This is a genomic window from Butyrivibrio sp. AE2005, assembly GCF_000686965.1.
GTDB classification, from domain to species: domain Bacteria; phylum Bacillota; class Clostridia; order Lachnospirales; family Lachnospiraceae; genus Butyrivibrio; species Butyrivibrio hungatei_A.
Window position 1 is genome coordinate 39,785 of the sequence record NZ_JMMD01000018.1, and the last position, 24,236, is coordinate 64,020.

The window sequence follows — 24,236 nt, forward strand, 5'->3', positions numbered from 1 at the left end:
GGTCAAAAATTGCAGATATGCACGTTGTTAGGCCATTCACGATATGTTAATATTATATCAATGAGCTTTCTCAAGTGGATTGGGGGGTGGCAATATGGTGAATTTAAGTGTTGGTATATGCGACGACGACCCGAAATGTCATCGCAAGATCATGGAAATATGCGAAAAGCATTTTGCCGACAACGGTATCGCCTGCGAGATTTTTTCTTATTATTCGGGCGAAGAAGTGATAAATGAGCACGACAGTCACATTGATTTGCTTTTTCTTGACGTTGAGATGGAGGGCATTGACGGACTTAGGGTCATGCATAAGGCCGAAGAGATGCAGAATATCCATAGCATTGTCTTTGTTTCCGCTCATTCTGAAGCGGTTTGGGATTCTTTTGGTTACAAAACGAGGGGATTTCTTCAAAAACCTGTTGATGAAAAAAAGATATGTAAATGTCTCGATCAGGCTTATGAACGCAAGAAAAACGATTCTTTTATAGATTTTCCAAATTATAACGGTTCAATATTTTATAAAAAGTCAGATATTGTCTATGTTAAGTCAGACTCGAATTATGCGATATTATATCTTGGAAACAACGAAAAGATAATAACTTGTACTTTAAAAGAATGTGAAAAAAAACTTGGTGGAATGCCCTTTTTGAGGGTTCACAGGTCATATATCGTAAATCTTAACCATATAAAGAACATTACCGGGGAAACGGTATGCTTTAAAGACGGTTCTGCAATAAGAATCGGTAGGAGTTATAGAGAAAAAGTAAGAAAAGGATACAATGATTATCTGTTGGGTGAGCTGAAAAAATGAATGGGTGCGTGATTGCAGTAGTTTATTGTATATTGGATATGCTTAAATATTACTTTTGTCTGTTATATGTGTTTGATATACGTATAACACGCAGAAAGTATGCTGTTATTGCGCTTATCGTGACTGCTTCTGCAGTTGACGGCCTTTTCTATTGGCTGACCGGCGGATCGGATGATTGTTGTATTATTCCGAATGTCTTTATGTTGCTGTTTGTTTTTCTGCTTCAGAAGGGGAACAGGCTTAAAGGGGCATTATATATTGTTCTTGCATGGATAATAATGGATTCGCTTACGGAACTTATCAAAATATTTGCGTCTACCATAGGATTTGGACAGGAGATTCTGTTTAAAAAGATAGCCTGGGAGACAATAAATGCAAAAGTTTGTACCATTTTGATAATCATTATTTATCACGGCGTGGTAAACGTACTGATCCGAAAGCGACTGGATTATTCATTCAGGACTGCTCAGTGGGGAGTGATATTTGTGTGCTTTTTGGGACTTGTTTTGATCATTCCGCCACTTGAGAGGATGAGTGCGGGAAGAAATCTTTCTTCCGGAGAGTACGTCAGGATGTGCATTTCACTGATGCTTGTGCTGTTTCTTTTTATCGGAGTCATGCTTTGGCAGAGCTATATTGTAAAAAAGAATCTCGGCATGAAAGAACGTGAGCTAAGGTATCAGTATGTTGTTAAGAGTCAGGCTGACTATTTTGAAGGGCTTTTAAATGATTACACCGAGATCAGAAAGTTCAGACATGATATGAAAGCTCATGTAATGGCGCTTTCAGAGCTTGCATCAGACAGCAAAAATGAAAAGATACTTGATTATCTTAAGTCTATCGATGCTAAGCTTGATTGTTCCGCAATAAAGAGCTATACGGGAAATAAGGCTGTGGATGCGGTCATAAACGAGCTTGCAAAGCACATGGAAGAAGCAAAAATTAAATTTGAGTATGAAGGTGTCCTCAGGAACAGGGAAGATGTTCAGGATTTTGATTTTTGCACTATTTTTTACAACGTTCTTCAGAATGCAATTGAGGCATCGAAAGCTCTTGACGAGGACAAACGTGAAGTGAGTATCGAGGTCAAGAGTGTAGGCGACAAAGCGGGCATTCTTATAAGTAACAATACACTTATTGAAAAGATTCCCGGCGAGAAGGATGGCCGTTTTACGACCAAGAAAGATAAGGAAAATCACGGCTTTGGCATCCAGAATATCAAGGATGTTGTCAAAAAACATGATGGAATCTACGAAGCGCGCATTGCTGACTCGCGCTATATAGTGACAATCGTGATATAAACTCTTTTAATGTGGTATAATAATTATACACGTCGCTAAATTATCGCGTGAAATCGGTGACCAAAAGAGGTATATATGATCAAGAGTGTAAACAACGAACGTGTGCGTAAAGTTGTAAGCTATATACAAAAAAGTAAGGCCAGAAAAGAGGAAAACGTATTTGTCATAGAAGGCATGAAGATGCTGAGAGAAGCGCCTGTTCTTCAGGTAAGAGAGGCGTATGTAACAGAAAAATTTCTTGATGAGGCTTCGGAGGATGACAAAGAAATCCTTTGGAGATACGGAGCTGAAACGGTAACGGCCGAAGTTATGAAGAAAATGGCTGATACGCGTACACCGCAAGGGGTTTTGGCGGTAGTAAGTATGTATCATTACTCGGAGGAAGAGGTACTCGAAGGTTACAAAGAGATGGGGAATGAGAAACCTCTTTTACTCATACTTGAGAATATTCAGGATCCCGGAAATCTGGGGACCATGCTTAGATCGTCGGAGGGCGCGGGTGTAACGGGGGTTATACTGAGTAAGGGCTCTGCCGACGTTTATAATCCCAAGGTAATTCGCTCAACCATGGGATCTATATTCAGAATGCCCTTTATGTATGTGGATAACATCGCTTCTTATGTGGAAAAGCTCTCGGATAGAGGGATAAAGACCTATGCTGCGCATCTTAAGGGAAAAAAGAACTATGACAAATTTGATTATACGAAGCCTACGGCTTTTCTCATAGGAAATGAAGGAAACGGATTGTCCAAGGAGACAGCGGATGCGGCATCAGAGTATGTGCTGATACCGATGAAAGGGCAGGTTGAATCGATGAATGCTGCGACTTCGGCGGCTATACTTACATTTGAAGCATCCAGACAGAGGAGGAAATGAAGAAATGACAATTGGATTTATAGGACTTGGAAACATGGCAAAGGCGATGATCGGCGGGATTATTGCCAAAGGACTTATGGGACCTGATGAGATCATAGGAACTGCGGCAACCGAAGAGACATGCGCTAAAGTTTCCGAAAAATACGGGATTCAGACACGCAGTTCAAATGCGGCCGTGGCAAAGGAGGCTGACATCATAATTCTTGCCGTTAAGCCTCAGTATTTAAAGGTTGTTATCGCAGATATCATGGACAGCGTTGACGACAGCAAGGTGATCGTAAGCATTGCCGCAGGAAAGACAATAAGCTGGCTTCAGAACGAATTTGAGAAGCAGGTAAAGATTGTAAGAGTTATGCCAAACACACCGGCTCTCGTACTTGAGGGATGCTCGGCGGTTTGCAGAAACGATCTTGTGGATGACGATAATTACAGCTTCGTAAAAGAGCTTCTCGGAAGCTTTGGAAAAGCCTACACGGTTCCTGAGTCTCTCATGGATGTAGTTGTAGGAGTAAGCGGTTCTTCACCGGCTTACGTATTTATGTTCATAGAAGCAATGGCAGATGCCGCTGTAGAGGGTGGAATGCCCAGAAAACAGGCATATGAGTTCGCTGCCCAGTCGGTTCTTGGAAGTGCCAAGATGGTTCTTGAGACAGGAAAGCATCCCGGTGAATTAAAAGACATGGTATGCTCACCTGCCGGAACAACAATTGATGCAGTTCATGTTCTTGAAGAAAACGGATTCAGGGGTACAGTCATGAATGCGGTAACCGCCTGCATCGAAAAGAGCAGAAGCCTTTGAAATATCTGCATTTGCAGTCTTGAAAAAGTATAAAATTTGACAAAAAAAGATATATTTGCTAATATCTCTACTACAGTGTTTTGCTAACGTTAACAAGTCGAAACATAAATGTAATATTATTTAGTAGGAATTTATAGGAAACGAAAGCAATGAATAGAGTTATGAAGTTATTCTTGGAGGTTTCGAAGCTGCTATTTACCTGGGCTTTGATCATTGTACTTTTCATCTCTCAAGGAATAACAGCAGAGGCTAAGAGAAGTTCGCTCAAAGCCAAACCATGTGCGGATCTCTCGGCAGGAATATCCGATATTGTCAGTCCGGTAACGCCTCTTGGTGTTGATAAAACTTCAACGGAAGCAAGAGTACTTGGAAATAGCAACAAATCCTCCGTAGCTATGAGCGCATCGTCTTCAAGCACGAGCAGTGAAGAAAGCAAGCTTGTAATGTCTAAAGGAGCAGAGGCTATGTACATTCTGGCATCGCCTGACAGCGCGTCAAATGAAGATAGCAACAAGGTTGGTGTTCTTTACAAGGATTGCGGCGGAAAAATTTTAGAAAGAAAAGACGGATGGACTAAGATCAGTTCCGGTGATGTTATCGGATGGGCAAAGGATGACAGTCTTTTGTTCGACGAAGACGCGGAAAAACTTGCATCCGAAGTTGGAAAGCAGATCGTAACCAATAACAGTAGTGCACTTAAAGTAAGATCGAGTGACTCTGATGACGCAAAGGTTATCGGTGTGCTTGGTGAGAAGTCTTTTGTAGACATGCTCGAAGATATGGGCAACGGCTGGATCGCTGTTGATTACAACGACCATAAAGGTTTCGTTCAGGCCGAGTATGTAAGCACAGACTTTAAGATCGACCAAGGTAAGTCAATGGCAGCGATCAAGATGCGTGAGATTGACAAGAAGGGCAGACAGGCAGCCAAGGAGCCGTCTCTTCGAGAAAACAGAGGCGCTGTAGATGCAAGTGCTGACGAACTTAAACTTCTTGCAGCACTTATCCAGTGTGAAGCCGGTAATCAGCCATATGACGGCCGAGTTGCGGTCGGAGCGGTTGTTATGAACCGAGTTAAGAGTGGAGCTTATCCTAACAGCATCTATAATGTTATTTATGCTTCAGGACAGTTCACACCGGCACTTAACGGAACGGTTGCAAAGGTTTACGACAGCGATAAAATTTATGATATGAATTATCAGGCTGCCCAGGCAGCGCTTAACGGTGAAACAACAGTAGGATCCGCTCTTCACTTCAGAAGAGTCAACGGACGAGAAGGAATTGTCATCGGTGAGCATGTATTTTGGTGATATTATGAGGGATTGCAGAAATGCAATCCCTTATTTACAATATAGAGACAGAGTGTAATAATAGTGCATAATTATTTTGAACGGAGGAGCATGACATGAATTTAAAGGGACGCGATTTTTTGAAACTTCTTGATTACACTGCTGAGGAGATTGAGTACCTGATCGACCTCGCCGCAGAGCTCAAGAGAAAGAAAAAAGAGGGTATTCTTCACGATGAACTTAAGGGAAAGAATATTGCTCTTATCTTTGAGAAGACAAGTACGCGTACCAGATGCTCTTTTGAAGTTGCAGCTTCGGATCTTGGAATGGGATCTACATTTCTTAATCCCACAGACTCTCAGATCGGTAAAAAAGAGAGTATTGCCGATACTGCACGAGTTCTTGCAAGTATGTACGACGGAATCGAGTACAGAGGCTTTGAGCAGGAGAAAGTTGAAGCTCTTGCCAAGTACAGTAAAGTTCCCGTATGGAACGGACTTACAAACGAGTTCCATCCCACACAGATGCTTGCAGATATGTTGACCATTAAGGAACACTTTGGCAAACTTAAGGGACTTCACCTTGCATACATGGGTGATGCAAGATACAACACAGGTAATTCGCTTATGGTCGTATGCGCTAAGCTCGGTCTTGATTTTACCGTTGTATCTAATAAGAAATATTTCCCTTCAGAGGAACTTGTAAACACATGTAAAGAAATTGCCGCACAGTCAGGCGCTTCTATAAACTTCAGCGAAGACCCTATGGAGGGAACAAAGGGTGCTGATATTGTTTATACGGATATATGGGTTTCAATGGGTGAACCCGACAGTATCTGGGAGGAGAGGATAAAAGACCTTCGTCCTTATCAGGTAAACATGGATATCATGAAGAATGCGGGAGAGAAGAGCGTATTCATGCACTGCCTGCCTTCATTCCACGATCTCAATACAGGAATCGGAATGGAGATCAAAGAGAAATTCGGCCTTGATGAGATGGAAGTTACGGATGAAGTGTTTGAGTCAGAAAGGTCTATAGTGTTTGATGAGGCTGAGAACCGCATGCACACTATAAAGGCTGTGATGCTGGCAACAATAAAAGGAAATTGATAATGCTAAATGCAGAAAATATAAGGGGGCAGCTCGGTACCAAGTGGGCTGCCCGTAACCTTATTTTTAAGGAAACTACGGAATCTACAAATGACGATGCCAAGATGCTCGGAGAAGAAGATGCACCTCATGGTACACTTGTTGTCGCGGATGTTCAGACGAGTGGAAGAGGTTCAAGAGGAAGAAACTGGGAGACTCCCGGCGGAAGCAATATCGCAATGAGCCTTATTGTAAGACCCACTGCGCCGCCTGACAAGATCTCGGTTCTTACACTTATTATGGGACTTTCGATTGCGCAGGGTGTTGAGGATCTTTTTGCCGACAACGAAGAGTTTGCGGATTATCCCCAGATTAAATGGCCCAATGACGTTGTCATAGCGGGTAAAAAAATTTGTGGAATACTTACGGAACTTCATATGAATAACGACAACACCATAAACAACGTGGTTATCGGAGTAGGAATAAACGTCAACATGAATTCTTTTCCGGAGGAGATCGAAGATATAGCAGGTTCTATCTATACTCAGACCGGATTTAAAGTTGACAGGGCAAGCGTTGTCGCTGCATGTATGAAGAGATTTGAAGAAAACTACGAGAAATTTGAGAAGACTTATGATCTGTCTCTTTTAAAAGATGAATATGAGGACAGGCTTATAAACAGAGACAGAACGGTCAAGATACTTGACCCTCGCGGAGAGTACGAGGCGGTTGCCTTGGGAATCGGAGATGACGGTGCGCTTAAAGTGCGACTTTCTGACGGGAATGTCGTTAACATAAACGCCGGAGAGGTATCGGTGCGCGGACTTTACGGATATGTATGAGAAAAAGACGGAGGAAACTATGATTCTGGTAATTGATGTGGGAAACACCAACATTACTTTCGGAGTTTTTTCACAGGATGAGCTTGTGAGCTCCTTTAGAATGACAACACAGATGCCCAGAACTTCCGATGAGTTTGGAATTAATCTTGTGACGCTTCTGAGTTCAAACGGAGTTACGACGGATGATATTGAGGGCGTAATGATAGCGAGCGTAGTGCCTAAGACAATGCACGCTCTTGTAAATGCGATAGAGAAATATATCGGTAAGAAACCTTATATTGTAGGTCCGGGGATTAAGACGGGTATCAAGATCGCGACGGATAATCCGAGGGAAATAGGACCCGACCTTATTGCAGGCGCTGTCGGAGCGTATGAACTTTATGGCGGACCTGTTATGATAATCGACTTTGGAACGGCAACGACATATGTTACCGTAAACGCCGAAGGTGAGTTTTTTGCCGGAGTTGTTGCACCCGGAATCGGGATATCAGCCAAGGCGCTGTGGCAGGATACGGCTAAACTTCCCGAGATTGAGATCGCGAAGCCTAAGAGTATTCTTGCAAAAGAGACCATATCAAGTATGCAGGCCGGACTTGTTTACGGACAGATCGGGCAGACCAAGTACATTATTAAAGAGATGAAGAAAGAGGCCAAGATGCCCGATATGAAAGTTGTGGCAACAGGAGGCCTTGGAAGACTCATTTCCAATGAGACCAAAGAGATTGATATATATGACCCGATACTTATACTTGAAGGACTTAAGGTCCTTTATGATAAGAACAAAAGAAAATAATAAATGGAGATTTTAGTATAGATGGCAGGTTTTTTTGAAAAATTTAGTAAGAAGTTCAGTGAAGAGCCGAGCTTTGCTGAAGAATATAAGGAAGTTGAGATTCAGCCGAGTTTCTCGGAAGAGTATAATAAGGAACTTCAGAGTAAGCCTAGTTTTTCTGAAGAGAATGATGCGGAAGTTCGCGGCGAGACCGATTTTGAAAAGGAATATAAAAGAGAATTCCGTGAGGATAACGGCAAGGAAGATCTTCACATAGACAAGATGGATAAGACCAATAAGGGCCGTGTTTTTGAAGAAAATGCGGACGGAAGAGTGGTTCTTTGCGGTGCGAATGCATATGAGCTTAAATACTACTTCAATCCTCTTTTCAGACAGATCCCTGAGAGTATAAAGAAAGAGCTCAATATTATCAGTGTTCTTTTTACCCAGGAAGCCGGAGGCATATTTACCATACTATTTGAGAAGGATGGAACCATCAGCATAGAGACAAATGCAGATGAAGAGGATATCACTTATGATGAGATCACAGCAGGGCTTCTTGTCGGTGAAGTGAGAAGAAAGAGACAGGATCTTTTCGAGGCGCTCGGACTTTATTACAGGATTTATGTGTTACACGAAGATCCGGCCGAACTTTTAGGGGAAGATGATTGATGCCGGGATATGGTAAGTTGCAGATCGGCAACGTTACACTTGATAACAACATAATATTGGGGCCTATGGCGGGAGTATCGGACCTTCCGTTCAGAATCCTGTGCCATGAGATGGGCGCGGGACTTGTATGTATGGAGATGGTGAGCGCCAAGGCTATAATTTACAAGAACAAGAACACGGACATGCTCATAGAGATACATAAAGATGAGCATCCCGTGTCTTTGCAGCTTTTTGGGTCAGAACCTGCCGTGATGCAGGAAGCGTACGGAATGATAAAGGACAGACCTTTCGATATCCTTGATATCAACATGGGATGTCCGGTTCCAAAGGTTGTAAGTAACGGAGAAGGATCGGCTCTTATGAAGAAGCCTGAGCTTATCGAAGAGATAGTTGCGGCGCTCGTGAAAGTTTCTGACAGGCCTGTCACTGTTAAGATAAGAAAGGGCTTTAACGACAAGAGCATAAATGCCGTTGAATGTGCACTTGCGGCGCAGGAAGGCGGAGCGGAGGCCATTGCCGTTCACGGAAGGACCAGAGAGCAGTATTATACCGGAGATGCTGATTGGGATATTATCAGTAAAGTCAAGGAAGCGGTAAGGATACCTGTTATCGGAAACGGAGATGTTACGGATGGCGAGAGCGCAAAGAGAATGTTTGAAGAGACCGGATGCGACGGAGTTATGATAGCCAGAGCCGCTCAGGGCAATCCTTTTATCTTTAGGGAGATAAAAAGCTTTTTTGAAACGGGCAAAGCATGTGAGAGGCCAAGCGCCGAAGAAATCTATAACACAGTCATAAGACATGCGGATCTTCAGCTTAAATACAAGGGTGAATATATCGGGATAAGAGAAATGAGAAAACATGTATCCTGGTATACTTTCGGAATGCCTGGAAGCGCCAGATTCAGAAATGAAATTAACCAAATGACGGACATGGATTCATTAAAAAAAGCATGCAAAGCGGTAATGCTTTCGTAGACGTTACATTAACGGTAGATTTTTATATGATTGACACAGAAAATAATTGACTGTATAATATCCAAGTTAATATAGAATGCTGATTTGAAATTTTTTTTGATATAAATTTGCGCAACGCGCCAGACCTGAATATTTGAAGGGGTAGGAGACGTAACAATGGAAGAGAAAAAGAATATTTTAACTTACGAAGGACTTAAAAAATACGAGGACGAGCTTCACGAGCTTAAAGTTGTAAAACGTAAAGAAGTTGCAGAGAAGATCAAAGAAGCAAGAGAGCAGGGCGACCTTTCAGAGAACGCTGAGTATGATGCAGCCAAAGATGAGCAGCGTGATATCGAAGCAAGAATTGAGACGCTCGAGAAAATCTTGAAAAACGCAGAAGTAGTTGTAGAGGAAGATGTAGATCTCAACAAGATCAGCATCGGATGTAAAGTAAAGATTCGCGACCTTGAGTTCAACGAGGATCTTGAGTACAAGATCGTAGGTTCATCAGAGGCAAACAGCCTTAAAGGTAAAATATCTAACGAGTCACCTGTTGGTAAAGCACTCCTTGGAGCCAAAAAAGGACAGACTGTTTCGGTTGAGACACAGGCTGGCGTTATCAAGTATAAGGTACTTGGAATTGAGAGATTTGAAAACTGAGTAGCTGTACCTGTTTGAGTGTATGCGTGACTCTCAAAGAATTGGTGATTTAAAACAGTGAATTTTTTGGAGCCGGCGATTTTTACATTCGCTGGCTCTTTTTTGAGATTATATTAGATTGATGCGGAGGAATCAAAAATTGGAAGCCAATAATCAGCAGAATAACCAGAACACACAGGAAGACGTTGGACGTCTTCGTCAGGTCAGAAGAGATAAGCTTTCTGAGCTTCAGGCAGCAGGAAGAGATCCTTTTCAGATTGTGAAATATGACCAGACTCATCATACACAGGACATCAGGGATAAATTCGATACCCTTGAGTTTGTAGCTCCTGTAGATGCAGATGGAAGACCTGTGGTAGTGCCTCTTTCGGATGTTCCGGCAGAGAAGATCGTATCACTTGCAGGTCGTATGATGAGTAAGCGTGTAATGGGTAAGGCTTCTTTTGCTAACCTTCAGGATAGAGACGGACGCATGCAGCTTTACATCTCAAGAAATGATATCGGAGATGAGGCTTATGCAGATTTCAAGAAGCTTGATATCGGAGATATCATCGGTGTTAAGGGCTTTGCTTTCAGAACAAGAACAGGAGAGCTTTCTGTTCATGTTAAGGAGCTTGTTCTTTTGTCCAAGTCACTTATGCCTCTTCCTGAGAAGTTCCACGGACTTACAGATACAGAAATCCGTTACAGACAGAGATATGTCGACCTCATCATGAATGAGGAAGTGAAGGAGACATTTAAGAAGAGATCTGCGATCATTCGCGAGATCCGTAACTTCCTTGCAGGCAGAGACTTCATGGAAGTTGAGACTCCTATGCTTGTTGAGAATGCGGGCGGTGCTGCGGCAAGACCTTTCTTCACTCACTACAATGCTCTTGATGAAGAGAGAAAGCTTCGTATCTCTCTTGAGCTTTACCTTAAGAGACTTATCGTAGGTGGCATGGAGAGAGTATTCGAGATCGGCCGTGTATTTAGAAATGAAGGAACAGATACAAGACATAATCCTGAGTTCACACTTATGGAACTCTATCAGGCATATACTGATTATGAAGGAATGATGGAACTTACAGAGTCCATGTTCCGTTATCTTGCCGAGAAGGTATGTGGAACAACACAGATTCCTTACGGCGATAACATCATCGACCTGGGCAAGCCTTTCGAGAGACTTACCATGAACGATGCGATCAAGAAGTACGCAGGCGTTGATTTTGACGCTGTTGCAACAGATGAAGAAGCTAAGGCTATCGCAAAAGAGCGCGGTATCGAATTTGAAGACCGTCACAAGAAGGGCGATATTATCAACCTCTTCTTCGAGGAGTATTGTGAAAAGAACCTGATCCAGCCTACATTTATCATGGATCATCCTCTTGCAATCTCACCTCTTACCAAGAAGAAGCCCACAGATCCCGAGAAGGTTGAGCGTTTTGAGCTCTTCATCAATACTTGGGAGATGTGCAACGCATACTCAGAGCTTAACGATCCTATCGACCAGCGCGAGCGTTTCGCCGCTCAGGATGCCAATGCGGCAGCAGGCGACGAAGAAGCTGAGCACACAGACGAAGACTTCCTAAACGCCCTCGAGATCGGTATGCCCCCTACAGGCGGTATCGGCTACGGTATAGATCGTCTCTGCATGCTGCTTACTAACAGTGCAGGCATAAGGGACGTGCTGCTCTTCCCGACGCTTAAGTCTTTGAATTGACGTATGGAGGAATAGGGAAGAATCGGTGAGTAAAGAGGTCCAATCAGATACATGTTGTACTAAAAAGTACATCTATTTCATTGGATTTCTATACCCTTCAATGGACTTTGGTGCCTAGATTGCCCAAAATGGAGCTCCGCTCTATTCGCTGTTTGGAGTTGATTTAATTAAACAAAAAGTGTTTATTTTTTGTGATAATTGATGAGGAACAGTTGAAAATTAAAGAGATAATACCGGTTATCTGCAAAGAATTCTTTCAGCGAAAAAGGCAATTATTATATTAAAACCTTATATGATCAAATATTCTAAGGACATATGTGTTCTCCAAGAAACGGAGAATAATATATGTCCTTTTTTATTTTCTTTTTCTTGCACATCCGGAGCAAAAAGGAGGCACTGGATGAACAAATCAAAATCCCCACCAGTAGATTTAGAAAAATATTTAGAAGCCCGAGGAAGAAAGCATCATTACGTCACATATGAAGACGGCGCAAGAGCTTTGGGAATGGCTTATTGGGGCTTTGTCCGATTCTGTCAGGAGATTGGGGCAAATATTCCATTAAGAAAAACATCAATAGTAGATATGGATATCGTTGAAAAATACATAGAGAAATATCCATACGAGTTTAAAAGCAAAAGTGAGGGAAATTATATGCCTAAAAAAAGAAAAAAGATAGACAACATCGATGAATTGGTTAATTCAGGTAAAAAGAAATATGTTCGTATAGCAGAAGGAGCTGAGCTCTATTCAGTCGGAAAACATACCTTTGAATCTTGGGTTGAGGAAGCTAAAGCAGCAAGAAGGATAAAAGGAGTTGTACTTGTAAATACAGATAAGATCGATGCGTTCATAGAATCATTTGAGGAGGATTATTGATATGTGCAGAGTTATTGCGGTAGCAAATCAGAAAGGCGGAGTTGGAAAGACTGTAACTTGCGTGAATCTTGGCATTGGATTGGCCAGAAAAGGAAATAAGGTTCTTATGATAGATGCAGATCCACAGGGGTCTCTGACAATAAGTCTTGGTTGCAGTGAACCGGACAGTCTTGATTATTCACTTGCAGATGCGATGGTAGACATTATTAATGATGAACCCATAGATGTGAAAAAAGGGCTTATTCATCATATGGAGGATGTAGATGTTCTTCCGGGTAATATAGATCTGTCCAGTTTAGAAATAACTCTGACAGGTGTTATCAGCAGAGAAACCATTTTAAGAGAATATGTGGATAAAGCAAGAGAGTTTTACGACTATATCATCATCGATTGCATGCCATCTCTTGGAATGATGACTATAAATGCATTGGCTTGTGCAGATTCAGTATTGATCCCTGTTCAGGCGGCGTACCTTCCTGTAAAAGGTCTTCAGCAGCTCATTAAGACAATCGGAAGAGTAAAGAGGCAGCTTAATTCAAAGCTTGAGATTGAAGGAATACTTATAACGATGGTAGACAGTAGAACTAATTATGCAAAGGATATCACAACACTGATATACGAGAACTATTCATCAAATATAAGAATTTTTAAAGAAGAAATACCTTTATCGGTACGAGCAGCTGAGATAAGTGCATCAGGAAGTAGTCTTTATGTATATGATCCAAAGGGCAAAGCAGCGATGGCGTATACATATCTGATTGAGGAGGTAGTGGAAAATGGCAGGTAGGATTGGACAGAAAGTAAAGCTTTCAAGTATAGATGAACTTCTTGGGGTTCCAAGTACAGAAGGTACAGTGGATTTGGAAGTTTTATCAATATATCCTTTTGAAAATCATCCATTTAAGGTTGTCGATGATGAGAAGATGGATGAACTTGTAGAAAGCATAAAAGAAAGCGGAGTTTTAACTCCTGTCCTTGTAAGACCGGATGATGAGGGGACATATGAAATGATTTCTGGTCACAGAAGGTTACATGCGGCTAGAAGAGCAGGACTTCGAAAGATTCCGGCAATTATAAAGGAAATGACTAATGATGATGCGACTATTGCAATGGTCAATGCCAATATGCAGAGGGAAGAGATACTTCCAAGTGAGAGAGCATTCGCTTACAAGATGAAATTAGATGCAATAAAGCATCAGGGAGCAAAAAGAGAAACTTCCCCCCAGACTGGGGGGAAGTTGGAAGCGGCTGATATTGTAGGAGAAGCTTCCGGAGTAAGTGGATCTCAAGTACAAAGGTTCATACGACTAACATATTTAATTCCCAATCTTCTAAATCTAGTTGATGTAAAAAGATTAGCTTTAGGGGTGGCGGTAGAATTATCATATCTCAATCATGCTTATCAGCAGTGGATATATGAGTATATCTGCGAAAACGGAATGATAAAACAGGAACAGTTAATGGATCTGAGGAAGTACCGAGAAGATAGTTCATTAACACATGAACAGCTTTTGGAAATCATTATTCAGGGACGTTCTTCTACAGATAAACGAAAGAAGATCACGTTTTCGGAGAGGAAGCTTAATAAGTACTTTCCGGCTTACTATACTCAGCCAGAAATAGAAAGGATAATAGTAGGCTTATTGGAACAGTGGAAGGAATCACAGGAAGGAGAGGGCAACAAATGATGTTGGAATATTTTTATAACACACAATCAGAGCAATTTGCTTCTGTAGAGATACCTAAAGAGATTTTGACAGGGGAGAAGTTTTCTTCCCTATCTCCATCGGCAAAGATATTGTATGCGGTTCTTTTAGCAAAGATGGAAGAAGCCGGAAGGCATAACTGGTTTGATGAAGATAATAGGATTTACATTATATATCCGCTAAGAGAGATTGAAGAAGATATCAATTATTCAAAACATACAGTTATTGATTGTATGAATGCGCTTGAAGATATAGGACTCATTTTTAAGATTCAAACTAAAGGAAAACCAAGTAAGATTTACGTTAAAAATTTCAATAGGATGTGTAGATTTCAATTGATAGGGTAGTGCAGATATTGCACCACTAAGGGAATTAAAAGTAATAGAAAGTAATTGTAGGGAGGATATGGAAGCATGGGCGAAAAGATAATATTTGATTATTTCTATGGTCAAGAATCTGAGATGCATGCTTTTTACAGAGTTCCAAAGCTTCTTTTTACCAATGCGCATTTTAAGAAGCTAAGCTCTGATGCCAAGATTCTATATGGCTTAATGCTTGATAGAATGTCACTTTCACAGAAGAATAAGTGGTTAGATGCCGAAAATAGAGCCTATATCATATATTCTCAGCTTGAAGCAATGGAAATGCTTAATTGTAAGGAAAACAAAGCTATCAATTTGTTTAGGGAGTTGGAGGCGATAGGTCTATTGGAACGTAGAAAGCAAGGACAAGGTAAACCGTCATTGATTTATCTTAAGGACTTTGTTCAAGAGCAGATATTGGAAAAAACAAGTTCTGAAGAGAAATGTTCAGACATGGGAAAAATCAAGGTCAAGAACTTGGAAAAAACAATGTCTGGAGATGGGAAAAAACAAGGTCTAGACATGGGAAAAACCAATGCTAATTATAATAATATAAATAATAATAATTTAGTTATACATACAAATCATATCTATTCGATGAATCAGGATATGAATGATGAGTACAGTGCGTATGCTGAAATTGTAAGAGAAAATCTAGATATTGATAGTATGAGTGAACGCTATCCACAAGATGTAGATATTATTGAGGGGATTTATGACCTTGTACTTGAGACAGTTCTTTGCAGAAAGCCTACAATCTGGATTTCAAAGAATGAGTATCCGACCAACCTGGTTAAGTCCAAGTTTCTAAAGCTCAACCATATGCATCTTGAGTATGTCATGGGATGTATGAAGGATAATACGACTAAGGTTAGGAATATAAAGAACTATCTGTTATCTGCGCTATTTAATGCGCCAACAACTATGGGAAGTTACTATCAGGCAGAGTATATGTATGATCGTGTAAGAAAGGCGGAGTAAATTGAAAAAGGAGGAAATCAAATGACAGTTTTTTTATATATTCTTTTGTTGGTAACCGAATTTACAATTAGAATCGTGGTTGCCCTGATAAAGCGAGTTGATTTGACAAATTCTTTGGTTATCGGAGCTATCCCGGTATTTCTTGTAAGAGAACAGGGATTTGATAAAAAGACAAATTTGATTATCTTCGGGATAGCAGTGCTTTTGGCATTGATAATACAGCATATGTTTACGATTGCCAAAATACTTGCTTCAGTGATAAGTTGCGTAGCTATAGCGTTTCTTTGCTCTATATGGAAGAGTTACGATTCAAGGCATGCGCAGCTTACAGTAGTTGTTGTTGGCACTATCATAGCTGCAATATGGAATCTGCAGTATTGGTACGGATATGAGAGAGAATTGTAAAAGCGCATTTTCTAACAGTGCGCTTTTATGAATTCCGGACGCGTTATGAGATTACGTCAAGTTCTGTTTCAAGTGCTTTTTTCCTATCGTCGCATTCCTTTTTTTCTTTCAGTATCTTTTCTTTGATAGCAACAATTTGAGACAAGAATTTAGAAGTATCACTGAGACTTTTTTCTAATTCAGTGACGATTCTTTCTTTATATTTCTCTGCTCCGTCCTGGATTTCTTTTCCGTAGACAGAAAGAGGAGACATATCGTAAGCCTTTTGGGGTTCATAGACATTTTTTATAATATTGTTGTAATGTATCTTTACTTCTTTATATGCTTCTTCGAGTTTAAAAATCTTAGCTTCATATTCTTTTATCTGCTCATCGAGTTTTTTTATTTCTGAGCGTATATCACTTCGGTTCAATTTTGGTTCCTCATTATTTATAAACTAAAAGTAATGCACTGGCGTAAAAAATATATTAACACAATATCATATTTTTTTGTGCCATATCAAGAGCGGGATTATGCGCTTTTTGCATTGATAAAGTTGTAATTGAGTGATAAACTTGTTAATAAAATATTAAAGCTTTATTCTGTATAAGGAAAAAGGAGAGAGATGGTAGAAAGAAAAGTTTTCATGGACACAAACGTGTTCACGGGGATAGTGGGGGATATTCAAAGTGCTGCAGATAACTTGGTACTTTCAGATAGGGCACTGAAAAATACAAGCTGCTTGGAAGGTTTTACTGCAGGAAGACAGATAATCGGAGCATTAAAGAGTGTTCATATATCAGCAGATTTATATAGACAGGAAGCGTCCATATCGCTTCCACGAGCACTCTATACTCTTAGGGATAGTATGATTGAAGTAGATAAAGCTGCCAGTGAGAGCCTCACGGTTGAAACTAAAAATGCCGGAGGTCTTTTAAATGAGTCGAAGAAGTGATATAGAACATGAAATACATAGTTACGAGCGAAAAATAGATAACTGTGAAAGACGAATGAGCAGGCTTGAAGATATATATGACTCCATGTCAACAAAGCGCATGTATGTAGAGAGCGATGTATATGAGCCTGAGCGTACTTATGACATGACTTTTAGTGAAGAATTCCTAGGAAAGCTTGAACAAAATTCAGAGGAATATCAGCTTGAGATAAATAATAGAACAGACACATTCTTGTGTAATGTTACACAGTTTATGAATTCCATAAAAAGAGCTATAGAAAGACTATGTGAAATGATTGAGGAATACAGGGATCGAATAGGAGATCTTGAAGCTGAGCTGGATTCTCTTGATGATAACGATGAATACTAAGAGGAAAGATTATGTTATTTTATGATGATGAGATAGATTTAAGGGGGCTTGAAGATATTAAATTTGATGCAGAAAAATTCTCTGCATTTATGGATAGTCTTGCACAGGATATTGACGGATATACTGCGAAGGCAAGAAATCTCGTATCAGGATATGGTAAATACTATCACAACGAGACCTATGGTGGCAGGGCTGCAGATGCTTCAAAAGAGTTTATTGCAAACGGTCAGATGGATAAGCTCCATGTGCAAAATCACAATGTGCAAAAAGACCTATTTAAAGCGTGCATTGATACAAAGGAAGCATTTGAAGAAATGGTTGATCCTTCTCCTAAAGCGCGTATAAGTAGAGAAGCGCTTAGACAGATAAAGAAAGATCATCAAGGTCGTTACGAAGAAATGGATATGCTGGGGCATGAAATTGAAGGTATGGTAAGAGAAGTTATGGCTGACTTCAGTGATCTTACAAATTTTGAATATTTCGATGCAAATCCGGTACGCGAAATTTATGATGAGTTTAGTGGTAATGGCGGACATGTTGATAAATGCATCAGAAAACTTGAAATGTTCGATGAACAAGCAAAGGCAATAATGAACCAGGCTGGAATAATAGATAAATCGGAGCTTCTTCAGGATAATATTAGAAATACAGCAGGTGCCCTTGATGCAATGAAGGTGTATAATCCGAGCATTTCAAAAAACTCTGTCGGACTTGTTGCGTTTGGGGCAAATGCTTCATATCTTGATAACGGACTGGCGTCTCTTTGGGCTGCAGCTTCAAATGGCGTGAAGATGAATGTTAAATTCTTTGCTTCTGACAAAGAAGCGGCTGAGTATCTTGATTCACAGATGAAGTTCCTTTGCGATGATGATAATTCCAATGATGAAGCAGCAATAGTTAATATCAATGCTACCATTCAGGGCTTTTTATATATGGAGGTTGCTGATGGCAAGAAGTATGTAGCATATGACCAGAAAAAGATTGAGGAAACACTGAAATATCTAGAAAAAGACGGTCTTGCGTATCAGTTATTATCTTCTGTTAATGAACAGATAAATAGAAATAAGAGGAAAGGTGTTGCTATTCCTAACGCAATAACTGAATTAGGTGTAGGTGGAAGATTTGAAAATACAAAGTTTGAAGCCAGAAAAGATGGTGCAGGTGTACGCTTAGAAATAACATCCAATAATGATTTGCTTCCATTAAATGAAATAAAACATAAACCAGTTGCTTATGCTGCAACAGAAGAATCAGCAAAGAATTACTTTATGAACGGAAAAGATTATGACTGGGGGGCTATTACAGCGTGGTATAAAGCTGGGGATGATTTCCACGATAATTATCATGAACGGTCGATTGAATATGATGTATTGGCTTTTGAGATAAATAACATGAGTGATACTGATGTTCAAATACTAATTAATTCTGCCTTGTATTCTAAAGATCCTGCTCGTTTAGCAAACGTTGTTTCAGATAAATTAGGTATTTTATCTGATAAATATATGCTCTCTATGCAGGGATTAAGGATTATGGGACCAGAAGCACAATCAGAAATATTAGGATATGAAGGGAAAGAATTTGAAAATAAATATACAAGAGCTGTTCTTATAAAGAATATTAGCAATCGTTTGCAAGCTTCACGTGTTGATATTACATATTCTGTTACTATCAGTTCTGAAAGAAGTGAATTTGATCAACCAGAATATGATGAAGATTATCAATTAGATATATATGGAGATAGGGATTATACTGCAAATATCCAAGGAATTCCGTCACCAATTTTTATGATACCTGAAGGTAATGAGAAAATAACTGTGCATCCTTATAGTGGATATTCTGAAATACTTGGCAATATTTATGAAGATGTTTGCGTTACGTCTAACAGTATGTCGACAAGTGTATCAGCGGAAAGTAAAGACTTTGTATTTAATCAGACTATAGGATATCTTACAGGAAAGGTAAGCACAGCTTGCTATTTTGAGTATGCCATAGGAGATGAAATGCTGGCATTAAAAGAAAACTTTGAAACAAATGAAAAATTACAAGGTATTAACGAAGCTATGAATCAAGCATCAGTTGCTCAGAGCATGATGATAGAAGGGACTACTGTATATATTTCAGGTCCATACAATGAATCTATATATGTATATGAGCCAAAATATGATGATAAGCAGCTTGTTATTAATGTCGCTGCATACAATGGAAAACATGGAACTAATTATACAATTGAGCAGATGAAACAAGAGTATGCAGATAATAGTAACGTCTTTGAAAAATATAATAAGTGGTATACTCGTTATGGAATAAAAGAAACGGATAATTTAAAAATTGAGCTTGGTGAAGAATATGGCAAGGAAGAGTATGATGCTATGAGTGCTGAAGAACTCGAGTCAGCACTTAAAGAGAAGGGATTATTTTGAAAAAAATATATTTATCAGTTATATTATTATGCATTTGTTTAACAGGGATTGGAATATTCTTTGTTATAAGAGATAAAGAAAATATGAAAATTGAAGAAGAAAAAAGTGAGCTTGCTTTGTTATATCGTAGACAGAACACGGCGCTTAAGGCTTGCTTGGATCTTAGCAAAATGGATTATTATCATGGGGCAGATGAAATAGACCTTAAGAATTTTTACATTGAATTATATGTATACAATTACACTCGGACAAAATATCAATTAACGGTTGACGAGGTACTAGACTATCTCAGTGAAGAATATGATGTTAATGGGAATCTAAGAGTATATTCTCAGCCTGAAAATATTAAGGATTATATTGGATGGGAGATTCATATAGGACATGAGATGGCAGATAATTTTAGAGGATATTTTATTGATTATTTGAAAATAAATTCAAATAAAAGTTTGACTGAAATGAGCTACGAAGAGCTTGTTGATGCTTTAGGAGAGTATCAAAACAGTTCAGAGTTCATTCCCCCTGGACAAAAAAAATAATTTTGCAATAAGATTTTGTTTTTATCGTATAGAGTTAATATTTTATGATTTTTAAGGATAGTTTTAAACGAAGGCTGTTACAATATCGTAGCAGTCTTTGTCAATGTCCCGGTTTTGTCCCTATTTGTCCCCAAATTGTCCCGGTTTTGTCCCGCTATTGTCCGTTGATACCTTAAAATAGGCATGTTATTATTATAGTGGACAAGGGAGCAGGTAAGAGCCAAGTGCTTCCTTGTTTTCTTTTGCGCAGAAGATAATAAAAGAATGAGCGTCAGCTCGTGACTAATAAGTCATGGGTTGGCGCTTTTTTCATGCAACAAGAACGGCTCAGAAGAAATAGGAAAGGGAAAACATATGGACTTTGAACAATTTAAGGAGGAAATGGCAAAAAAAATCAAGGAGACTCTTGATTCTAAGTATGGAATGGAAACATCTGTGGATGTGAGAACAGTGGAGAAGATGAATGAGTCTTACGAAGCGATAACAGTAAAGCCGGATGGCAGCAATATTGGTGTGAACCTCAATGTTAACGAGCTTTTCAAGGAGTATGAACAGGGAAAAAGCATTGACTGCATAGCTTCTACTGCGGCGGAGTTTGCAAACAGATCACTTCATAGCGGGCCTGACTTTGATATCGATTCTTTTAATGATTACGGCAAGATGAAGGAAAAGCTGACCATGGAAGTTGTCTCTTCTGAGAGAAACGCAGATCTTTTGCAGAAAGTTCCGCATAAGGATATCGAGGATATGTCGGTTGTTTATCGCTTTGAGCTTACACAGACCGATGAGGGAAGAACTTCCGTGCTTGTGACAAACAGGATGATTGAGCAGTACGGAATCACGGCAGAGCAGCTTCATGTGGATGCGCTTAGTAATGCTCAGGAGTTTAAGCCAATCGTTATCGAGAGCATGGCTAATGTTCTTGCTAAGCAGATGGGAATTGAAGATGTAGATGTGCTCGGACTTGGTAATCTTCCTAAAGAGGAGCAGACGTATGTTGCTTCTGTCGAGGGATATGTGAACGGCGCCGGAGTTATTGCTTATCAGGACTTTATGGAGAAGGCTTCTGAGCGTGTTGGAAACAGCTCGTTCTTTATTCTTCCGAGCAGTATCCATGAGCTTCTGATCATTCCTGACAATGGAAAGTTCGATCTTCAGGAATTGAAGAATATGGTCAAAGAAGTGAATACAACAACGGTAGATCCTGCAGATAAGCTCACGGACAGCGTTTATCACTATGATGCCAAGGACAAAATCTTTGAGCTTGGAGAGAAGTTTGTGGAACGCCAGAGTACCAAGGAAGTTAAGAAATCTCTTTCTGCTGAGATAAAAGCAAAGAAAGAAGAAATTGCCAAGGCTCCCAAGAAGGAAGCTCCCGGAAAAGAGCCCAAAGCAAAGGAAGGAAAAGTGAAATAATATGATTTTTTCAAAGGATAAGCCAAAGAACTGCCGAGGATGCGAGCATAAGGCTGTTTGTAACGGCATAAAAAGAAATTGTGTGTACCGACAAAAGGCGCTGGAAGCCTACATAAGGAGCGATTATCCGTGCCGTGGCTGCCCATATGGCAGAGACCACAGGATATGTTTTCCTTGTTACAAGAATCTTCTGGGGCAGAAAGGAATACAGGAGTGGAAGGAGGAGAATCCAAATATCAGCTTGGAGTGACTTTGGCTTTCCTTTGTAAAAAGCGAAGGGAGGTGATGAATACGTGGAAAATGAGCAGCTTACACAGGATGCGATCAGATTTTGCTATCGATTTACAAGAGAGTCATATGAGCTTACGGAAAAGAATGTGATGAAGCTTTTGGAGGTTGAAAAAAATCTGAGGGAGGGTGCAAAGAAACTTATAAGCAAAAATCCCAAGGTAAGACATGGCAAGATGAAGATCAAACACCTTATTCGTAAAGATGAGGGCGCAACAAGCGTAGATATTGCCAAGACGGAGTTGCGGGACTTTCAGAAGGTTGCCAAAAGATACGGAGTAGATTTTGCGGTGGTCAAGCATAAAGGCTCTGAACCGCCTGTCTACTCCGTTTTCTTTAAGGCAAGAGATCAGGACGCGATTGCTGATGTTATCCGTTATTATACAGAAAAGAAGCTCATGAAAGAGAAGAAACCTTCGCTTCACGAGAGGATAAAGCAGCTTAAACAAAAGCTTGCGGAAAGACCAAAGAAAACAAGAAGCAAGGCAAAGGAGAAGAGCAGATGATAACGTATGAAACTTTGCTCAAGAGTCCAAGAGTTCTTGTCGGGATTATTGGATTTGCGATTCTGATGCTCATTCTTTTCATTTGGGATAAAAGGGAGAATAAAAAGAAATACAGGCACAGGGTGGAATTCGGTTCAGCCCGGTGGGGCACAAAGAAAGACATAGAGCCGTACATTGACCCTGTGTTTGAAAAGAACGTTATTCTCTCAGAAAGTGAGATGCTTACCATGAATTCAAGACCGTCAAATCCCAAGTATGCGAGGAATAAAAATGTCCTCGTGATAGGCGGTTCCGGTTCAGGTAAGACGCGCTTTTTCATAAAGCCAAATCTCCTTCAGATGCATTCATCCTACGTGGTAACGGATCCAAAAGGACTGCTTCTTCCTGAGACGGGTATGGCGCTATATAAGAACGGCTACAGGATAAAGGTGTTCAACACTATAAATTTTGCCAAGAGTCAACATTATAACCCCTTTCAATACATCCGTTCAGAGAAAGACATCCTTAAGATGGTTAACGTGCTAATGATGAACACGAAGGGTGAAGGAAAGAGCTCAGATCCGTTCTGGGATAAAGCAGAGACAATGCTCTATACGGCGCTTATCGGTTACATTCATTATGAAGCACCAAAAGAAGAGCAGAATTTTAAGATGCTGCTTGAGATGATCAATGCTATGGAAGTCAGAGAGGATGATGAGGATTTTAAGAACGCGATAGACCTTATCTTCGAAGATCTGGAAAAAGAGAAGCCCGATCACTTTGCTGTAAGACAATACAAGAAATACAAGTTGGCTGCCGGAAAGACAGCGAAATCAATCCTTGTATCTTGCGGCGCAAGGCTTTCTCCGTTTGATATCGCGGAACTTCGTGAGATAACGGCTTATGACGACCTTGAGCTCGATACTCTCGGAGATGAAAAGACAGCTCTTTTCCTCATCATGTCTGATACGGAAAGTACATTCTCATTCCTTATAAGCATGATATACACGCAGCTCTTTAATCTGCTCTGTGAAAAAGCAGATGATGAGTATGGCGGGAGATTGCCTGTTCATGTAAGGTGCCTTATTGATGAGTGTGCCAACTGCGGAACAATTCCGAATCTTGAACGTATCGTAGCTACGATACGAAGCAGAGAGATATCAGCTTGCTTAGTCCTTCAGGCGAAGTCACAGCTAAAGGCATTGTACAAAGAGCAGTGTGAAACGATCATTGGCAACATGGATGCGCAGATATTCCTTGGAGGAAGTGAGACTGAGACATTAAAAGACTTAAGTGCAGTCCTTGGAAAAGAGACAATCGACTATTACAACATCCAAGATACCAAAGGGATGCAGCCTTCGATATCTACAAATTATCAGAAGGTAGGGCATGACCTTATGAGCATGGATGAGCTTGCTGTCCTTGATGGCGGCAAGTGTATAGTTCAGGTGAGAGGTGTAAGACCATTCATATCAAATAAGTATGACCTTACCAAACATCCCAAGTATCACCTGACTGCAGACTACAGCGCAAAGAACTACTTTGATGTTGAGCAGTTCGTAAAGCGCGGAGACAACTTAATACTTAGACCCGATGACGAATATGAAGTCATCGACGCAGATGAATTGGAGAGCGTACCGGAAGAGGAATAAATATCTTTCGAGACGCTCATTTTGTTTAAAAGA

26 protein-coding genes and 1 pseudogene are annotated in these 24,236 nt (G+C 40.3%); 26 read left to right on the top strand and 1 reads right to left on the bottom strand.

Annotated elements, in window-relative coordinates:
- Positions 1 to 94: 94 nt before the first annotated feature.
- The 18 genes from DL92_RS0112190 (at position 95) to DL92_RS0112280 (ending at position 16,102) form a co-directional block, all read left to right on the top strand.
- Positions 95 to 811 (top strand): LytR/AlgR family response regulator transcription factor, encoded by a 717-nt coding sequence (locus tag DL92_RS0112190; RefSeq protein ID WP_026667869.1) that lies wholly within the window; start codon positions 95 to 97, stop codon positions 809 to 811.
- Entirely contained in the window at positions 808 to 2,112 is a 1,305-nt protein-coding gene (locus DL92_RS0112195; RefSeq protein ID WP_026667870.1) for a GHKL domain-containing protein, read from the top strand. Before DL92_RS0112190 ends, DL92_RS0112195 begins: the two co-directional genes overlap by 4 nt.
- A 75-nt stretch (positions 2,113 to 2,187) precedes the next feature.
- Positions 2,188 to 2,988, top strand: coding sequence for a TrmH family RNA methyltransferase (locus DL92_RS0112200; protein ID WP_026667871.1), 801 nt, complete (start codon positions 2,188 to 2,190; stop codon positions 2,986 to 2,988).
- A gap of 4 nt (positions 2,989 to 2,992) precedes the next feature.
- Positions 2,993 to 3,787, top strand: coding sequence for a pyrroline-5-carboxylate reductase (gene proC, locus DL92_RS0112205; RefSeq protein WP_026656106.1), 795 nt, complete (start codon positions 2,993 to 2,995; stop codon positions 3,785 to 3,787).
- 149 nt (positions 3,788 to 3,936) lie between these two features.
- Positions 3,937 to 5,097, top strand: coding sequence for a cell wall hydrolase (locus tag DL92_RS0112210; protein ID WP_026656104.1), 1,161 nt, complete (start codon positions 3,937 to 3,939; stop codon positions 5,095 to 5,097).
- A 95-nt stretch (positions 5,098 to 5,192) separates the two neighbouring features.
- Complete coding sequence (gene argF / locus DL92_RS0112215; RefSeq protein ID WP_026656103.1) at positions 5,193 to 6,185, top strand: ornithine carbamoyltransferase; 993 nt, start codon at positions 5,193 to 5,195, stop codon at positions 6,183 to 6,185.
- Between the two features lie 2 nt (positions 6,186 to 6,187).
- Entirely contained in the window at positions 6,188 to 7,006 is an 819-nt protein-coding gene (locus tag DL92_RS0112220) for a biotin--[acetyl-CoA-carboxylase] ligase (protein WP_051198993.1), read from the top strand.
- Positions 7,007 to 7,025: 19 nt separating this feature from the next.
- The gene (locus DL92_RS0112225; protein ID WP_026656101.1) at positions 7,026 to 7,799 is read left to right on the top strand and encodes a type III pantothenate kinase; all 774 of its coding nucleotides are present in this window, start codon (positions 7,026 to 7,028) and stop codon (positions 7,797 to 7,799) included.
- A gap of 21 nt (positions 7,800 to 7,820) precedes the next feature.
- Positions 7,821 to 8,450 (top strand): DUF6145 family protein, encoded by a 630-nt coding sequence (locus DL92_RS21530; protein ID WP_242845859.1) that lies wholly within the window; start codon positions 7,821 to 7,823, stop codon positions 8,448 to 8,450.
- Positions 8,450 to 9,427, top strand: a complete 978-nt coding sequence (gene dusB / locus DL92_RS0112235) for a tRNA dihydrouridine synthase DusB (RefSeq protein WP_185750445.1) — start codon at positions 8,450 to 8,452, stop codon at positions 9,425 to 9,427. Before DL92_RS21530 ends, dusB begins: the two co-directional genes overlap by 1 nt.
- Positions 9,428 to 9,583: 156 nt before the next feature.
- A complete protein-coding gene (greA, locus tag DL92_RS0112240; RefSeq protein WP_026513575.1) occupies positions 9,584 to 10,069 on the top strand; it encodes a transcription elongation factor GreA in 486 nt (161 codons plus the stop codon).
- A gap of 139 nt (positions 10,070 to 10,208) precedes the next feature.
- Positions 10,209 to 11,771, top strand: a complete 1,563-nt coding sequence (gene lysS, locus DL92_RS0112245; protein WP_026667873.1) for a lysine--tRNA ligase — start codon at positions 10,209 to 10,211, stop codon at positions 11,769 to 11,771.
- A 400-nt stretch (positions 11,772 to 12,171) separates the two neighbouring features.
- Entirely contained in the window at positions 12,172 to 12,648 is a 477-nt protein-coding gene (locus tag DL92_RS21535; RefSeq protein WP_242845860.1) for a DUF6462 family protein, read from the top strand.
- A gap of 1 nt (position 12,649) precedes the next feature.
- Positions 12,650 to 13,435, top strand: coding sequence for a ParA family protein (locus DL92_RS0112260; RefSeq protein ID WP_026513577.1), 786 nt, complete (start codon positions 12,650 to 12,652; stop codon positions 13,433 to 13,435).
- Positions 13,425 to 14,336 carry a ParB/RepB/Spo0J family partition protein gene (locus DL92_RS0112265; protein ID WP_026513578.1) on the top strand — a complete coding sequence of 304 codons (912 nt, stop codon included), beginning with the start codon at positions 13,425 to 13,427 and terminating at the stop codon, positions 14,334 to 14,336. The genes DL92_RS0112260 and DL92_RS0112265 overlap by 11 nt, the downstream gene beginning before the upstream one ends.
- On the top strand, positions 14,333 to 14,701 hold the full coding sequence (locus tag DL92_RS0112270; protein ID WP_051625326.1) for a replication initiator protein A: 369 nt from the start codon (positions 14,333 to 14,335) through the stop codon (positions 14,699 to 14,701). The genes DL92_RS0112265 and DL92_RS0112270 overlap by 4 nt, the downstream gene beginning before the upstream one ends.
- Before the next feature lie 66 nt (positions 14,702 to 14,767).
- Positions 14,768 to 15,697, top strand: a complete 930-nt coding sequence (locus DL92_RS0112275; RefSeq protein WP_026513580.1) for a DUF6017 domain-containing protein — start codon at positions 14,768 to 14,770, stop codon at positions 15,695 to 15,697.
- Between the two features lie 21 nt (positions 15,698 to 15,718).
- Positions 15,719 to 16,102 (top strand): hypothetical protein, encoded by a 384-nt coding sequence (locus tag DL92_RS0112280; protein ID WP_026667875.1) that lies wholly within the window; start codon positions 15,719 to 15,721, stop codon positions 16,100 to 16,102.
- Positions 16,103 to 16,145: 43 nt separating this feature from the next.
- On the opposite strand, the gene DL92_RS0112285 is transcribed toward DL92_RS0112280, so the two are convergent.
- Positions 16,146 to 16,514: a hypothetical protein gene (locus DL92_RS0112285; protein WP_026667876.1), complete on the bottom strand. Its 369-nt coding sequence runs from the start codon at positions 16,512 to 16,514 to the stop codon at positions 16,146 to 16,148.
- 192 nt (positions 16,515 to 16,706) lie between these two features.
- On the opposite strand from DL92_RS0112285, the gene DL92_RS0112290 reads away from it, so the two are divergent.
- From DL92_RS0112290 to DL92_RS0112325, 8 genes and pseudogenes are all read left to right on the top strand, one after another.
- On the top strand, positions 16,707 to 17,036 hold the full coding sequence (locus DL92_RS0112290; RefSeq protein WP_026667877.1) for a hypothetical protein: 330 nt from the start codon (positions 16,707 to 16,709) through the stop codon (positions 17,034 to 17,036).
- Positions 17,020 to 17,406, top strand: a complete 387-nt coding sequence (locus tag DL92_RS0112295) for a DUF5082 domain-containing protein (protein ID WP_026667878.1) — start codon at positions 17,020 to 17,022, stop codon at positions 17,404 to 17,406. Before DL92_RS0112290 ends, DL92_RS0112295 begins: the two co-directional genes overlap by 17 nt.
- Positions 17,407 to 17,417: 11 nt before the next feature.
- The gene (locus DL92_RS0112300) at positions 17,418 to 19,826 is read left to right on the top strand and encodes a T7SS effector LXG polymorphic toxin (RefSeq protein ID WP_026667879.1); all 2,409 of its coding nucleotides are present in this window, start codon (positions 17,418 to 17,420) and stop codon (positions 19,824 to 19,826) included.
- Positions 19,823 to 20,362 (top strand): hypothetical protein, encoded by a 540-nt coding sequence (locus DL92_RS0112305; RefSeq protein WP_026667880.1) that lies wholly within the window; start codon positions 19,823 to 19,825, stop codon positions 20,360 to 20,362. The genes DL92_RS0112300 and DL92_RS0112305 overlap by 4 nt, the downstream gene beginning before the upstream one ends.
- Positions 20,363 to 20,716: 354 nt before the next feature.
- The gene (locus tag DL92_RS0112310) at positions 20,717 to 21,778 is read left to right on the top strand and encodes a DUF5688 family protein (RefSeq protein WP_026667881.1); all 1,062 of its coding nucleotides are present in this window, start codon (positions 20,717 to 20,719) and stop codon (positions 21,776 to 21,778) included.
- Position 21,779: 1 nt separating this feature from the next.
- Positions 21,780 to 22,028, top strand: coding sequence for a hypothetical protein (locus tag DL92_RS0112315; RefSeq protein ID WP_026513590.1), 249 nt, complete (start codon positions 21,780 to 21,782; stop codon positions 22,026 to 22,028).
- Positions 22,029 to 22,071: 43 nt separating this feature from the next.
- A complete protein-coding gene (locus DL92_RS19175) occupies positions 22,072 to 22,572 on the top strand; it encodes a PcfB family protein (protein WP_051625327.1) in 501 nt (166 codons plus the stop codon).
- 32 nt (positions 22,573 to 22,604) lie between these two features.
- Positions 22,605 to 24,203, top strand: a pseudogene (locus DL92_RS0112325) (VirD4-like conjugal transfer protein, CD1115 family); the annotation flags it as partial.
- Positions 24,204 to 24,236: the final 33 nt, after the last annotated feature.

Excerpts from the sequence above, each read along its gene's own strand:
- DL92_RS0112280 (WP_026667875.1), top strand. The coding sequence starts at position 15,719 with ATGACAGTTTTTTTATATATTCTTTTGTTGGTAACCGAATTTACAATT.
- DL92_RS0112190 (WP_026667869.1), top strand. The coding sequence starts at position 95 with ATGGTGAATTTAAGTGTTGGTATATGCGACGACGACCCGAAATGTCAT.
- DL92_RS0112200 (WP_026667871.1), top strand. The coding sequence starts at position 2,188 with ATGATCAAGAGTGTAAACAACGAACGTGTGCGTAAAGTTGTAAGCTAT.
- DL92_RS0112220 (WP_051198993.1), top strand. The coding sequence starts at position 6,188 with ATGCTAAATGCAGAAAATATAAGGGGGCAGCTCGGTACCAAGTGGGCT.
- DL92_RS0112270 (WP_051625326.1), top strand. The coding sequence starts at position 14,333 with ATGATGTTGGAATATTTTTATAACACACAATCAGAGCAATTTGCTTCT.
- DL92_RS0112225 (WP_026656101.1), top strand. The coding sequence starts at position 7,026 with ATGATTCTGGTAATTGATGTGGGAAACACCAACATTACTTTCGGAGTT.
- argF (WP_026656103.1), top strand. The coding sequence starts at position 5,193 with ATGAATTTAAAGGGACGCGATTTTTTGAAACTTCTTGATTACACTGCT.
- greA (WP_026513575.1), top strand. The coding sequence starts at position 9,584 with ATGGAAGAGAAAAAGAATATTTTAACTTACGAAGGACTTAAAAAATAC.
- DL92_RS0112260 (WP_026513577.1), top strand. The coding sequence starts at position 12,650 with ATGTGCAGAGTTATTGCGGTAGCAAATCAGAAAGGCGGAGTTGGAAAG.
- DL92_RS21535 (WP_242845860.1), top strand. The coding sequence starts at position 12,172 with ATGAACAAATCAAAATCCCCACCAGTAGATTTAGAAAAATATTTAGAA.
- DL92_RS0112315 (WP_026513590.1), top strand. The coding sequence starts at position 21,780 with ATGATTTTTTCAAAGGATAAGCCAAAGAACTGCCGAGGATGCGAGCAT.
- DL92_RS0112300 (WP_026667879.1), top strand. The coding sequence starts at position 17,418 with ATGTTATTTTATGATGATGAGATAGATTTAAGGGGGCTTGAAGATATT.
- DL92_RS0112265 (WP_026513578.1), top strand. The coding sequence starts at position 13,425 with ATGGCAGGTAGGATTGGACAGAAAGTAAAGCTTTCAAGTATAGATGAA.
- DL92_RS0112210 (WP_026656104.1), top strand. The coding sequence starts at position 3,937 with ATGAATAGAGTTATGAAGTTATTCTTGGAGGTTTCGAAGCTGCTATTT.
- DL92_RS0112275 (WP_026513580.1), top strand. The coding sequence starts at position 14,768 with ATGGGCGAAAAGATAATATTTGATTATTTCTATGGTCAAGAATCTGAG.
- DL92_RS0112290 (WP_026667877.1), top strand. The coding sequence starts at position 16,707 with ATGGTAGAAAGAAAAGTTTTCATGGACACAAACGTGTTCACGGGGATA.
- proC (WP_026656106.1), top strand. The coding sequence starts at position 2,993 with ATGACAATTGGATTTATAGGACTTGGAAACATGGCAAAGGCGATGATC.
- dusB (WP_185750445.1), top strand. The coding sequence starts at position 8,450 with ATGCCGGGATATGGTAAGTTGCAGATCGGCAACGTTACACTTGATAAC.
- DL92_RS0112295 (WP_026667878.1), top strand. The coding sequence starts at position 17,020 with ATGAGTCGAAGAAGTGATATAGAACATGAAATACATAGTTACGAGCGA.
- DL92_RS0112195 (WP_026667870.1), top strand. The coding sequence starts at position 808 with ATGAATGGGTGCGTGATTGCAGTAGTTTATTGTATATTGGATATGCTT.
- DL92_RS0112310 (WP_026667881.1), top strand. The coding sequence starts at position 20,717 with ATGGACTTTGAACAATTTAAGGAGGAAATGGCAAAAAAAATCAAGGAG.
- DL92_RS21530 (WP_242845859.1), top strand. The coding sequence starts at position 7,821 with ATGGCAGGTTTTTTTGAAAAATTTAGTAAGAAGTTCAGTGAAGAGCCG.